Origin of the sequence: Arthrobacter sedimenti (assembly GCF_042652025.1) — a bacterium.
In the GTDB taxonomy this organism is placed as follows: domain Bacteria; phylum Actinomycetota; class Actinomycetes; order Actinomycetales; family Micrococcaceae; genus Arthrobacter; species Arthrobacter sedimenti.
The window spans coordinates 379389-392987 of record NZ_JBHSDQ010000001.1 but is presented as its reverse complement, the minus strand read 5'-3'; the positions used below and the strand labels follow the sequence as shown (position 1 = coordinate 392987).

At 66.1% G+C, this 13599-nt stretch carries 9 protein-coding genes; 4 read left to right on the top strand and 5 right to left on the bottom strand.

Features of this window, described 5'->3' with window-relative positions; genetic code table 11:
- Positions 1–101: 101 nt before the first annotated feature.
- The 4 genes from ACFO0G_RS01720 to ACFO0G_RS01705 form a co-directional block, all read right to left on the bottom strand.
- Positions 102–839, bottom strand: coding sequence for an amino acid ABC transporter ATP-binding protein (locus ACFO0G_RS01720; RefSeq protein WP_376976225.1), 738 nt, complete (start codon positions 837–839; stop codon positions 102–104).
- The gene (locus tag ACFO0G_RS01715) at positions 836–1600 is read right to left on the bottom strand and encodes an amino acid ABC transporter permease (RefSeq protein WP_286397970.1); all 765 of its coding nucleotides are present in this window, start codon (positions 1598–1600) and stop codon (positions 836–838) included. Before ACFO0G_RS01715 ends, ACFO0G_RS01720 begins: the two co-directional genes overlap by 4 nt.
- A 33-nt stretch (positions 1601–1633) precedes the next feature.
- Positions 1634–2584, bottom strand: a complete 951-nt coding sequence (locus tag ACFO0G_RS01710) for a substrate-binding periplasmic protein (protein ID WP_376976223.1) — start codon at positions 2582–2584, stop codon at positions 1634–1636.
- A gap of 326 nt (positions 2585–2910) precedes the next feature.
- Positions 2911–3621: a 3'-5' exonuclease gene (locus tag ACFO0G_RS01705; protein ID WP_376976221.1), complete on the bottom strand. Its 711-nt coding sequence runs from the start codon at positions 3619–3621 to the stop codon at positions 2911–2913.
- A gap of 63 nt (positions 3622–3684) precedes the next feature.
- Between ACFO0G_RS01705 and ACFO0G_RS01700 the strand changes: the two genes are divergently transcribed.
- From ACFO0G_RS01700 to ACFO0G_RS01690, 3 genes are all read left to right on the top strand, one after another.
- Positions 3685–4101, top strand: coding sequence for an MGMT family protein (locus tag ACFO0G_RS01700; RefSeq protein ID WP_286397967.1), 417 nt, complete (start codon positions 3685–3687; stop codon positions 4099–4101).
- Between the two features lie 149 nt (positions 4102–4250).
- Positions 4251–7463: an ATP-dependent helicase gene (locus ACFO0G_RS01695; protein WP_376976218.1), complete on the top strand. Its 3213-nt coding sequence runs from the start codon at positions 4251–4253 to the stop codon at positions 7461–7463.
- The gene (locus ACFO0G_RS01690) at positions 7460–10990 is read left to right on the top strand and encodes a UvrD-helicase domain-containing protein (protein WP_376976216.1); all 3531 of its coding nucleotides are present in this window, start codon (positions 7460–7462) and stop codon (positions 10988–10990) included. The genes ACFO0G_RS01695 and ACFO0G_RS01690 overlap by 4 nt, the downstream gene beginning before the upstream one ends.
- Positions 10991–11066: 76 nt before the next feature.
- Here the strand turns inward: ACFO0G_RS01690 and ACFO0G_RS01685 are convergent, their stop codons facing one another.
- Positions 11067–12425: a macrolide 2'-phosphotransferase gene (locus ACFO0G_RS01685; protein WP_286397966.1), complete on the bottom strand. Its 1359-nt coding sequence runs from the start codon at positions 12423–12425 to the stop codon at positions 11067–11069.
- A 144-nt stretch (positions 12426–12569) separates the two neighbouring features.
- Between ACFO0G_RS01685 and nudC the strand changes: the two genes are divergently transcribed.
- Complete coding sequence (gene nudC / locus ACFO0G_RS01680) at positions 12570–13592, top strand: NAD(+) diphosphatase (protein WP_376976213.1); 1023 nt, start codon at positions 12570–12572, stop codon at positions 13590–13592.
- The last annotated feature ends 7 nt before the right edge of the window (positions 13593–13599 follow it).

Below are 13599 nucleotides of genomic sequence, written 5' to 3'. Positions count from 1 at the left end.
CCCGGGCCGAAAGGCTCATCCCGCCGTCGTCCTCTCGCGAGATGAAATAGAAATCCCCGCCTGCACGCTGCAGGCGGGGATTCCTTTTTGTGTTCCGGGTGCTACAGGACGTCTGAAAGGAAGCCTTTGAGCCGGTCCGTCCTGGGTTCAGTGAAGAGCTGCTCAGGCGAGCCGGTTTCCACCACCACGCCGGCATCCATGAAGGTTACCGAGTCCGAAACGTTGCGGGAGAAGCCCATCTCGTGGGTCACCACCACCATGGTCATGCCGCCCTTCGCCAGGTCCGTCATCAACGCCAGAACGCCCTTGACCAGCTCAGGGTCCAGTGCGGAGGTGGCTTCGTCGAAGAACATAACCTCGGGCTTCATGGCAAGCGCCCTTGCGATGGCCACGCGCTGCTGCTGGCCGCCGGAGAGGTTGGCCGGGCGCGAATCCGCCTTTTGCTTCAGGCCCACCAGGTCCAGCTGTTCCAACGCTTCGCTGCGCGCCTGCTCCTTGGAGAGCTTGCGCAGTTTCCGCAGGGCCAGGGAGACGTTTTCCTCCACGGTCTTGTGCGGGAACAGGTTGAACTGCTGGAACACCATGCCGATCCGGCGGCGGAGTTCGTCCGGGTTGTCCTTCAGCACGGAACGGCCATCCAGCAGGATGTCGCCCTGGTCCGGCTCGATCAGCCGGTTCATCACTCTTAGCAGGGTGGACTTGCCCGAGCCCGACGGTCCGATGACGGATGCGGTGGTGCCCTGCGGAACGTGCAGGTCAATGCCCCGCAGGACGTGGTTACTGCCGAAGGAAAGGTGGATGTTCTTGGCGCTCAGCGTTCCTGATGCGAATTCGCTCATGCCTGGGCTCCCTTTCCAACGACGGCTGCGGCGTCGTCCGGTTCTTTCTTTTCGGGCCGCCCGGTACGCAGCCTGGCGTCGATGTAGTTGACCAGGTGGGTGAGCGGAATGGTCATGGCGAGGTAGAAAATCGCCGCTGCCACGTACGGGGACAAGTTTCCGCTGCGGGCGGCGGCGTCCTGGCCGATCTGGAACAGTTCCCGTTCCGTGGCCAGCAAGCCCAAGGTGAAGACCAACGAGGAATCCTTGATCAGCGCAATGAACTGGTTCATGAGCGCAGGAAGCACCCGGCGGATACCCTGGGGAACCACTACAAGCCGCATGGATGCGCCGTAGCCGAACCCCAGGGCACGCGATGCCTCAAGCTGCCCTTTGTCTACGCTCTGGATGCCGGAACGGAAGATTTCACCCGTGTACGCGGCGGCCATGAGCGACAGAGCTGCAACTCCCATGGGGTAGGGGCTGTTGCTGCCAGTCATCTCGCGGAAGATTGGTCCGAACCCAAGGCCGATGACCAGGATGGTGAGGACGGCCGGGAGTCCACGAAATACGTCCGTGTACACCCGGGCAGCCCACCGCGCCACAGGATTCCGTGAGATTCCCATGAGAGCCAGGACCAGGCCGACGACGGCACCGATCAGTCCCGAGGTGATCGCCAGGACCAGGGTATTGGGCAGGCCCACAGTGAACATGCTTGGCAGAACCTCGGCGATCTTCTCCCAGTCAAGGAAGGTCTCTCCGAGTCGTGTCAGGAAATCCATATGGCGTCGCTATCTTTTCTGGGTAGCCGGTGTCTAGTTCGCTGGGACCTTGACGGCCTTGCTGCCCGGCTTCCAACCCTCGGGGGTCTGCTCGGCAGCCGTCGGGCGGTCCGTGTACCACTGGGCAGTCAGCTTGGACCAAGTGCCATCGGCAACTATGGCGTCAAGGGCCGAGTTCAGCGCTTCGAGCAGCGCAGGGTTGTCCTTGGCCACGGCGTACGCGGTGAAGTTCTGCGTGTTGAGCTTCTTCTCGGCGATTTTCGTGCCGTCTCCGGGCTTGACCTGGCCGGTCGCCTGCTGGGAAGGAGCCACCCAGGCGTCCACCTGCCCACTCTTCAGGCTGGCAAAGACGGTGTTGTAGTCAGGGAAGGAAACGGGCTCAATGTTCAGGGTGTTCTTGACGTAGTCTTCCTGGACACTGCCGCTAACGACGCCGATGCGAAGGCCGCTCTTCAGTTCGGCGAACGTCTGAACCCTGGCGTTTTCTTTGGTGACCAGAGCCATGTAGCCGAAATCGTAACCATTGGTGAAGGCAACCGTTTCACGGCGGGCGTCCGTGGTGGAAATCGAGGAGGAGCCGACGTCGAACTGCTTGTTCTTGACCTGGCTGAGAAGCGCCTGGAACTTGGTGGAGGCGAACTCGATCTTGAGCCCCAGCTTGTCGGCCATGGCACGCAGAAGCTCATTGTCGTAGCCGGTGAACTTGCCGGACGCATCAACAAAGATATTCGGCGGGGCGTCTGACAAGGTCCCCACGCGCAGGGTGCCCTCGGTGGCGAGGCCGAGCTTGCTCTTGTCAATCTTGTCGATCGGGGTCACGTTGGCAGTGGTGTACTTGTCCAGCGTCTGCTGGTCACTGCCCTTCAGCGCGTCCGTGGGGGTGCCGCTGGGCTGGGAAGACCCGCCGCCGCAGGCTGCGAGGGACACCGCGAGGGCAAGTGCAACGGGAGCGGTAGTGAGCCACTTCATCGCTTTGATTTTCATCAGGTTGTCACTTTCATGTGAGTCGTAAGTCGACTGGGCCGCAAGGCAGCGCTGTGGCGCCTGGCACCTGCCCGGCGCGGGTTGGGCTGTCCGGGGCAGGGGTGACCGCAAAACTTTATTGTCTCACCAAGGCGGAACCGGAGCCTGGGCAGAAGAAAACTGCCCTACGCTGCTGCTGATGCTGAATTTTATGCGCAGAATGAGTTTTCTGCGCAGTATTTGAAGCGGTGCGCACGCATGAAGGCGAACCAGGCTCGATGGGTAGCGGCCCGTTTATTTCGCGGCGTGACTGTGACATGTCTCCCACTTGGAGTAGGCCCGGCGGCCTAGAAGCCTCCAGCCGTGGCGTCCTGCGGCGGAAGTACGGGCCAGTCTCCCTCGATTACGGCCGCGGGCTTGGTCTTTCGAAGATACCCCTGGAAGTCCGCCGCCTGGCTGACCGCCCAGTCCACCTGCAGCTGGTGCAGCTGGCTGGCGGGCATCATCAGCTTGGGAAACTTTCCCGCCATCGCATCAAGGACGCGGAGGGTTGCCAGGGCATCGGCAGCCGACGTGTGGGCATTGTCCAGGACCACTCCGTACTCCTCGCAAAGCGCGGTGAGTGTGCGTTTGCCCTTGCGGTACCTGTCAACCTGTTTGTTCATGATGTACGGGTCCAGGACGGGGAAGCGGGTGAGCTGCGGGATCCCGTAGCGGGCCGACTCGGCGGCAAGGACCGTGAAATCATAGCTGGCGTTGAAGGCGATCACCGGGGTTCCGGAATCAAAGAGCTCCTGGAGGACGCCCGCCACTTCCCGCGTGACCTCGTGCGCGGGCCGCCCGTCCCGCCTTGCCTGCTCCGTGGTGATGCCGTGGACGTCGCTTGCCTCGGTGGGAATTTCAACGCCCGGATCGGCCAGCCACTCGTGCTCGGTAATGACCTGGCCTTCGTGATCCACCACGGTGATGGATGCCGTGACGATTCGTGCCGCCCTTGAATTGCGGCCGGTGGTCTCAAGATCGAAGGCTGCGCGGGGGAGCGTGTTCCAGGAACTCATGCTTCAACGCTAAGGGGACCCGCCGACAATTCCCGGGAGCGCCACTGCGGCTACATTGGATCAATGCGGAATGAGTACGTCCAAGCGGTCCTGGCCGTCGTCAGGCTGGTGCCTGCAGGGTCCGCGGTCTCGTACGGGGACGTCTCCGAGCTCCTGGGGTCAGGAGGTCCCCGCCAGGTGGGTTACGTCATGAGCCACCATGGCGGAGGTGTTCCCTGGTGGCGCGTCCTGAAAGCCAGCGGCCATGCACCGGAGGGCCATGAAGCCGAGGCTCTGCTCCTTTACCTTGAGGAAGGAACCCCGCTTCTGGGGGCCTACAGTTCCTACTTGCGCACCGGGGAGGGGCGGTGGCGGGTGGATCTGGGGACCGCGCGCTGGGCGCCGACAGACAGTGATTTTGACAGTATCGATGCCGTTGCCGAGGACCTGGAGCGCCGCCTCCATGAATTGTCGGTGGCTGATGATGGAATGAGTTTGTGACCGTAACGATTCCTTTGACCGGCCCTTGGGACCCCCAACGGCAAGAGCCTGGGATTGGCCAGGAGCCCGCTCTACCTGATGCCGGGGGGCCTGAACCCAGGAGCGCACTGACCGGATCCCCCGCCCTTCGGTTGCTTCCGCCACGGCGGGTGCATGCGGAAGCGCCCAGGCTCACACCGGACCAGCAGGCAGCGGTTGACGTCGTCCAGGGCTCGGGGCCCGTGCTGGTTCCTGGGGCTCCGGGTACCGGGAAGACCACCGTCCTCGTCGAGGCCGCGGTCCAGCGGGTCTTCCGCGACGGCGTTGACCCCGAACGCATACTGATCCTTGCACCCACCCGCCTTGCAGCGGATTTCCTGCGGGACCGTTTCACCGCCCGGCTGGACAGGAGCCTCAGCACCACACCAGCCAGGACATGGGCTTCCTATGCATTCGACCTGATCCGCCGGGCCAAGGCAGAGGGAGTTATTCCACTGCCCAGGCCACCGCGCTTGCTCTCAGGCCCTGAACAGGACCTCATCATCAAGGAACTCCTTGAGGGCCACCGGCTTCCGGGACTGGAACTACCCTGGCCCGCCGACCTGGACGGGGCCATGGAAACCCGCGGTTTCCGCCAGGAAGTGCGGCAGCTCTTTGACCGCATCATTGAATCGGGCCGTACGGCCGAAGACCTTGTGCAACTCGGGGATGACTGCGACCGGCCGGACTGGAAGGCCGCAGCAGCCCTCTACGCCGAATACCGGGACGTCCTGGACCTGCGGATGCCGGAGGCCTTCGACCCCGCTGGAATCATCACGGCAGCACGGCAGATCTTCCAGGACTCTCCCGATTTCCTCGCTGCGGAACGCGCCCGGCTGCAGGTTGTCCTGGTGGACGATGTCCAGGAAGCCAACCCGGCAATCTTCGAGCTGCTGGCGGACATCGCCGCCGGCAAGGATTGCTACGTGACGTCATCCCCGGACACAGTGGTCCAGGGCTTCCGGGGAGCCCGGCCCGATCTGGTGGCTGAACTGCCCCGGCTGCTCTCGGCCAAGGGGGCCGTCATGGAGCGCCCGCTCTGGCATGCCCACGGTCTCACGCCTGCCGTGGCCCAGGCCTGGTTGAACGTGGCTGGCCGCATTTCCCAGCGCGCGGGCGGGCAGTTGGCCCGCCGCCTTGAGCAACCCGCATGGCCCGGAAAGCCCGAACATCCCGTACAGCCTGCACACCAGCCGGTGACGGGCGGGGTGGAGGCCCACTTGGTTCCCACTCCCGTTCATGAGCTCCGGTACGTTGCGCAGCGGATCCTGGACCAGCACATCAACCTCAACCGCGACCTTGCTGACATTGCCGTCATCGTGCGCAACGGCGGCCAGGTCAGCGAGCTGCAGCGGTACCTTTCCGGGCAGGGCATTCCCGTACGCGTACCAGTGGCTGAGTCCGCAGTCCGGGACGAGGTGGCGGTGCGTCCACTCCTGGATGCTTTCGCCATCGCCCTGGACCCTGCGCTGTTGACACCGGAAGCTGCGGTTTCATTGCTGACCTCCCGCATCGGCGGGGCCACCTCCATCGAGCTGCGCAGGCTGCGCCAGTCGCTGCGGCGGGAGGAACTCCTGGGCGGTGGGGGACGCGCCAGTGATGCCCTCCTGGTCGAAGCCCTGCTCGAACCCGGTGCGCTGGGTGCGTTGGGTATTGAGGGCCGCGCCGCCCGCCGCACTGCGCGAATGATCCACGCCGGGAGGGAGGCTGCAGCCCTGCCCGGAGCCAACGCGGAGACGGTGCTGTGGGCACTGTGGGACTCCACCGGGCTCTCGTCGGCCTGGACGGCAGCGGCATTGGAGGGCGGACCCCACGGGGCCCGCGCTGACCGCGACCTCGACGCGATGATGGCGCTCTTCCACACGGCGGAGCGCTATGTGGACCAGATGCCCGGCGCCGGCCCTGAACAGTTCCTCGAGTACCTCCTGAACCAGGAGCTTCCCATGGACACCCTTGCCGCCCGCGCCCAGCTCGATGACGCCGTTGAGCTGATGACCCCTGCTAGTGCTGCAGGCAGGGAATGGCCGGTGGTGATCATCGCCGGACTGCAGGAGGGCGTATGGCCCAACACGAGGCTCCGGGGCGAGCTTCTCGGAAGCACGCTGTACGCGGACGCTGTGGAGCATGGTCCCGCCTATGCCCTCCAGCGCGACCCCTTGAGCCGGTTGCGCGACATCCGTTACGACGAACTCCGAAGCTTCTCCACGGCGGTCTCCCGGGCACGGGAAGTGCTGGTGTGTACGGCAGTGTCTTCGGAAGACGACCAGCCGTCGTCCTTCCTGGACTTCGTTGCGCCCTTGAGGCCGGGCCAGGAGGGCAGGGCTTTCACCCAGGTGGAACGGCCGATGACGCTGCGCGCGTTGGTCGCTGAACTCCGGCAGTATGCCCAGCTGGATGGTGACTCGGGGCAGGCGCAGGAAGCAGCCAGGGTCCTGGCGCACCTGGCCGCAGCGCAGCCCGCGGTTGCGGGCGCACACCCCGACAGCTGGTGGGGGCTGGCGCCCCTGACGTCCTCCGGCGCGGTTGTTCCCCCGGGCGGAACGGTTTCCGTGTCCCCCTCGAAGGTGGAGACGGTGCAAAAGTCGCCGCTGGACTGGTTCGTCCAGGCGGCGGGAGGGGAATCGGCAACCGATTTCGCCCGGAGCCTCGGGACTCTTGTGCACGCGATCGCCCAGGACATGCCGGACGGGTCCGGGTCCGAGTACGTTGCTGAACTGGTCCGCCGGTGGCCGGCGCTGGGCATGAAGGACAACTGGGAGGGAAGGCTGGACTTCCAGCGTGCCGAGGCCATGGTGCGGAAGCTGGCGCAATACGTGCTGTCCATGAGGAGCGAAGGCCGCAGCCTGCTGGGCGTGGAACAGGACTTCGAAGTGGCCCTTGGCGAGGTGCCGGTGGATGAGGCAGCGCCGCGGGAGGCGGTCCTGCGGGGGCAAGTGGACAGGCTGGAGATCGACGGCGAAGGCCGCCTGGTGGTGGTGGACCTCAAGACCGGGAAGCGGCAGCCGGGCAAGGGCGAGTTGTCCCGCCATCCGCAGCTTGGTGCCTACCAGGCCGCAGTATTGGCCGGTGGGTTCGAGACCGGGTCCCCGGGGTCCGGCCAGCCCGGCGGAGCGGTGCTGGCGCAGCTGGGGACCACCGCCAAGAGTCCCGCCATCCAGCAGCAGGAACCTCTCGACCCGCAGGAGAACTGGGCATTGGACATGGTCAAGAACGCCGCCGCCGTGATGGGCGGCAGCGAGTTTATTGCCCGGCACGACCCCTCAAAAGGCAGCCATGGCGGCCATGGTTGCCGGCTCCCCGAGGTATGCCCCTTATGCGTGCGCGGAAGGCAAGTGACCGAATGAGCGAGGCACTTTCCACGCTGCCTGCGGCGCAGGTTACACCGCCCGTACGCTTCAGTCCGGAAGAACTTTCCGTGCTCCTCGGCGAAAAGAACACCCCTACACCCGAGCAATCCGCCATCATCTCCTCGCCCTTGGCACCCCGCTTGGTGATCGCGGGAGCGGGCTCGGGAAAGACTGCCACCATGGCGGACAGGGTGGTGTGGCTGGTGGCCAACGGCTGGGTCACCCCGGAGGAGGTCCTGGGCGTGACCTTCACCCGCAAGGCTGCGGGCGAGCTGGCCACCCGGATCAGGTCAAAGCTTCTGGCCCTGCAGCGCCTCGCCGCCAAGGACACCGTGAAGGGGATGTTCCCCGAGGGCCTTCTCAGCAGTGACGCCCTGGAGCCCAAGGTGTCCACCTACCATTCGTTCGCAAGCGGCATTGTCTCGGACTACGGGCTGAGGCTTGGCGTGGAACGGGACGTGGTGCTGCTGGGCGGAGCGCAGGCCTGGCAGCTGGCAAGCGAAGTGGTCGAGGCCTACGATGGCGAATACGCCCACTTCCGGGCCGCGAAATCCACCCTTGTCAAAGCGGTCATCCAGCTGGCGGGAGAGTGCGCAGAACACCTCCAGGAACCGGAAGATGTCGAAGCGTGGCTCATGGCGCGCCTTTCGGAGTTTGAGTCGCTGCCGTACCTGGCCGGCAAGATGAAGAACCCGCCCAAAGCGGCCGCGGACCTTGCGGGCATGCTGCGGACCCGCGCAAGCGTCGCTGACATGGTGGGCCGCTACGCGGCAGCCAAACGTGCCCGCGGGGCACTTGATTTCGGCGATCTGGTGGCGCTCGCCGCCAAGGTGGCGCAGGATGTCCCGTTGGCGGCTCAGATGGAGCGGCAGCGGTACAAGGTGGTTTTGCTGGACGAGTTCCAGGACACGTCCTACGCGCAGCTGGTCCTCTTTTCCCGTCTCTTCGGCGGCGGCCACGCGGTGACAGCGGTCGGTGACCCCAACCAGTCAATCTATGGATTCCGTGGGGCTTCCGCGGGACAGTTGTTCCATTTTGTCCGCGAGTTCCCCGTCCGCACCGGGCAGGCGGAACCTGGAGGAGGTTGGGCGCCGGCTCCAACCTCCTACCTGACAACCGCATGGCGGAATGGCCGGTCCATTCTTGGAGCAGCCAATGTCATGTCGCAGTCCCTCGGCAGGGCAGCAGCACAAAACGGACCTGCCGGGGGCAAGGCCGCCGCCGCTGAGGTCCCTCCATTGCAGCCGAGTCCATTTGCCGTGGAGGGGACTGTGGTGGTTGGCCGTTTTGCCAGCGACGTTGAGGAAGCCGCAGCCTTGGCCGACGACGTCCTCAAATATCGGGTCACCGACTTTGAGCTCAAGCCAGACGGCACTGCCGAGCCTCCGGCCATCGCGGTGCTGTGCCGCAGGCGAGCCCAGATGGAGACCGTCCGGCGGCAGTTCGAAGCCCGGGGCATCCCATACGAAATCGTGGGTCTTGGGGGGCTCCTGGACACCCCGGAGATCGTCGACCTTGTGGCCACCTTGCGGGTGCTTGCCGATCCGGGCCGCTCCGACGCCCTGATGCGGCTGCTTGCCGGCGCCCGGTGGCGGATAGGTCCCGCCGACCTCATGGCATTGCGCGACTGGTCGGGCCAGCTGGCCCGGCACCGGGAGAGGGCAGCACAGGGCTTCGACGTTGACAACCCCGACACCGACAGCGACGAGGCGGACGCGCCAATCCTCGAAGGCGACCTGACTGACGGCGCCAGCCTGGTCGAAGCGTTGGACTTCCTGCCCCGGGACGGGTGGACGTCGCCAAATGGCCGTGCCCTCAGCACGGGGGCGCGCAGCCGGTTGTCGCGCTTGTCGATCGAGCTGCGGCAACTGCGGGCCTATCTGGGCGACGATCTCACCACACTTCTGGGTGAGGTGGAGAGGGCCATGCTGCTGGATATCGAGGTGGCGGCCCGCCCGGGGATCAGCATCCACCAGGCGCGCCGCAACCTCGACGCCTTCCAGGATGCAGCTGCCGGTTTCCTCCGTACCTCCCAGCGGGTGGACATCCTCGCGTTCCTGTCCTGGCTGGAGGCTGCGTCGGCGGAAGAGAACGGGCTGGAAGCGCCCGCCAGTGACGTCAACCGGGAAGCGGTGCAGCTGCTGACCGTGCACGCATCCAAGGGCCTGGAATGGGACGTGGTGTTTGTGCCCGGAATGAACGCGGGCGCCTTCCCCAGCGACAGGGACTCCCGCTGGAGCAGTGGTGCCGCAGCGCTGCCGTGGCCCCTGCGCGGGGACCGGGCGGACCTGCCCCAGTGGGACCTTGACCAGCCGGACCAGAAGGGCTGGCTGGACGCCGAGAAGGACTACAAGGCCGGCGTACAGGCGCACGGCGAGTCGGAGGAACGGCGCCTGGCCTATGTCGCCTATACCAGGGCCAAGCACGTGCTGTGGGTATCCAGCGCCGCCTGGGTTGGTTCGCGGGCCGGGCGGGCGGAGATGTCACCGTTCCTTGCCGAGCTTGAAACCTTGACGCAGCGGGCGGGCGGTGCCTCGCCTCCGAACGCGGTGGTCCACCCACTGTCGCTGGAAGAAGCTGCTCTTCCTGACCAGAGCCCGCTGACCCTCGAAACAGAAGAAGCAGGCTGGCCGTACGATCCACTGGAAGGTCCTGTGGACCCGCGGAGCGGTGAACGCCTGCGCCTGGCCAGCGGACGCCGGACAGCCATGGAAGCAGCCGCCCAGCGCGTGCTGGGGATTCTGGAGCCAGGCGCCGGCAAACCGGCTCCCGGGGAGTGGGCAGGGCAGCACAACATCCCGGGGCAGGGGAGCAGTTCACTGCCTGGGGTCCGGCCGGAACTTACGGGGGCCGCGGCGGGCTGGGCCCGTGAAGCGGCCTTGCTGCTTGAGCGCAGGGCAAGAAGGTCCAGCGGCCAGGATGTGCACCTGCCCACCCATATCTCCGCTTCAACCCTGGTTGACCTCGGCGACGACCCCCACGCTGTAGTGGGGCGGCTGCGCCGGCCCGTGCCCCGTGAACCAGGTATGTCGGCGCGCAAGGGAACGGCCTTCCATGCCTGGGTTGAGGAGTACTTTGGAACGGCAGGGATGCTGGACCTCGGTGAAGCGCCGGGTTCAGACGACCACATCGACGCCGCTTACAACCTCGACGAGATGGTGGCCACCTTCAAGGCTTCCCCGTGGGCTGACAGGTCGCCCGCGTTCGTTGAGGTCCCAGTGGAAACCAGGGTGGGCGAGGTAGTGGTCCGCGGACGGGTCGATGCAGTCTTCCAGGACGCGGACGGCCGTTGGGACCTGGTGGACTGGAAGACCGGACGCCGCCCGTCCGGGGCACAGCTGAAGACCCGTTCAATCCAACTCGCGGTGTACCGGCTGGCGTGGGCGCGACTGAAGAATGTGCCGCTGGAGGATGTGCGGGCCGCGTTCTTCTACGTTGCCGATAACGCCGTGGTCCGGCCGCACGACCTGGGAACGGCCGCCGAGCTGGAAGGAATCGTCGCCGCGGCGCTCAGCCAACCCTAGGACGCGCAGGTTAGGCCCGGTACCAAGGCGCGGGCGCCAGCTCCAGGGCCGGCGCAAGAGCAGTTCCGCGCGAAGCTCAGCCCTGTTTGACGTTTATGACCGAGATAGCGGCTGTTGACGTGTCGTCCGGACCCTTCTCTTCCTGCTCCTGCCCCGCCTGGGCTTTGCTTTCGGCAGCGGGCGGTTCCACCGGAATGGGGGCCACCTGAACGGCAGGACGGGCATGCACGACCGGCTCCGCTTGGGCAGCCGGCTGGCTGCCAGCGGCGGGTTGTGCCGGTACGGCAGGTTGGGCAGCCTCGAGGCTGCTGGTGCCAGGTTGGGCAGCGGCAGGACTGGCGGGACCAGGTTGGCCAGGGCCGGCTTGCGCGGGGACGGGGATGACAGTAACGGCGGGAGTTACGGCGGAACTGCCGCTCCCCGTTACATGGGCTGTCCCGGAAGCCCCACCAGCCGTTGCTGCTCCAGAAGTCTCCGGCCCATTCTTGGCCGGCAGCGGCTCAACGCTGATCGGCTGCCCGCCGTACTCGGCGATGTCGCTGGCGAGGCTTTCCAGCATCCCCTCCGCTTCGGTGACCATTTCCGCGTCACCCGCGGCCAGGCCCTTGACCAGGTACTGCGCCAGGGCGAACTCCGCGGACAGGGCGGCCCGGCGCAGTAGGTGCTGGTCCGGCACGTCCCGCCGGCTGGACGTGTAGGCCGCCAGCACTGTGTCAATGAAGTCCTGCTCGTTGGACGCCACGAGCCAGGCAAAGTCGTCGGCAGGATCGCCGATGCGCAGATCGGTCCAGCCGGTGACTGCGGTAACCCGTCCGGACTCCACCAAAAGGTTGTCCTCGTGCAGGTCGCCGTGGACCACGCAGGGGTTGAATCGCCACAGGGACACGTCCTCCATGGCGTGTTCCCACCGGCGCAGCAGCGTGGCAGGAATTCGCCCGGTGGTTGCTGCCTGGTCCAGTTCGTTCAGCCTCCGCTGGCGGAATTCGTTGGGGGTGTAGCTGGGAAGGTCGGCGTTGCTGACCAGTGACCGCGGCAGGTCATGGATCGCCGCCAGGGCGGAGCCGATCTCGCGGCCCAGGCCGGCCGGGCCCGAGGTGAGTTCCTCCACGCTGCGCGTACTGCCGGACAGGTGCGAGTAAACGAAAGTGCTCAGGGTCCCCAGGCGGACGCTGCCGGCCACAGTCGGCATGAGGAACGGCAGTTCCGCCCGCACCCCGGGCGCGAAAGCCCGCAGCACCAGGAATTCCGTTTCCAGCCGGGCGCTGGCCTCGGCGTGCCGCGGCGACCGGACCCGCCAGCGCTTTCCCTCGGAGTCTAGGAGCAGGGCTGAGTCGAAGTCCGCGGGATCATCCGGCGCAGAGCTAACGGCCGTCGGGGTCAGTCCGGGGACTGCCGCGGTTGCAATCGCCGCCAGTTCAATCGGTTTTCTTCTCACCGTTCCACGGTAAGTTGCGCGCCGTCCCAGAAGGCGGTCCGGCCGCGGCGAGTCTTGAGATAGCTGCAAATAGGGGGGGGGGCACCCCCGCAGGGAATTGCCCGGGAAATGTGAAATGTCGGTGGCAGTCAGTACGGTGGAACCATGAGCCACACGGAGTCCATAACACCCGTCCACCAGGCTGTGCCTGCACCACTGCCGGCAAACCACCTTGTTGACACCCTGCTCCCTGTGCGGCCGGCCCTGGTGGACCGCGGATCTGCCGTTCGCGGCCGGCCCGGCATGGTCGATGAGTTGCTGGCCGGTCCGGAGGCGGTGGCCGCAGTCTTGTCCCGGCGCCAGGGACTGGTGCGGGGCAGCAACCTGGTCCTGACCGGGGCCAGGGACCTCCTTGCGGAACTCACGGAGGCAGGATCCGCGCCGGAGCTCATCGTGTACCTGGGGTCGGCACTACCCGACGCCGATCTCCCAGCCGGTACCGAACTGCTGCTGTTCGTACTGCCTGAACCCGCGGAGCCAGGCACTGCCGGGATTCCCGCCGATGCAGCCTGGGCCGGGTTCAGGGAGGTCGCGGCAGGATTGACCGCCACTTCCACTGCCCTTTTCGTGGAGTCCAGCGCCATCGCCAACTGGCACGCAGCCCACACCCACTGCCCCCGCTGCGGCACACCCACCCAGGTGGAAGCCGGCGGCTGGGTGCGCCGGTGCCCGGCAGACAACTCCGAGCATTTTCCCCGGACCGACCCCGCCATCATTGTCACGGTGGTAGGCCCGGACGGCAGGCTGCTCCTGGGCGGCGGCGGCCCCCTGGATGCACGGAACTACTCCACCCTGGCCGGATTCGTTGAGCCCGGGGAGTCGCTCGAGGAAGCGGTGGTCCGCGAGATCCAGGAAGAGGTGGGAGTGCGTGTCACCGCCTGCCAGTACCTGGGCTCCCAGTCGTGGCCGTTCCCGGCCTCCCTTATGCTTGGATTTACCGCCGTTACCGAGGACGCTGAGGCAACGCCCGACGGCGTGGAGGTCACCAGGGCGCGCTGGTTCAGCCGCGACGAACTCCAGGAGGCGGTGCTCAGCGGGGAGATCACCATTTCCACCAGGCTCTCCATCGCCCGCTCGCTGATTGAGCACTGGTACGGCGGCCGGATCCAGGACCTGGCCGGCGCCTAAGTTATTC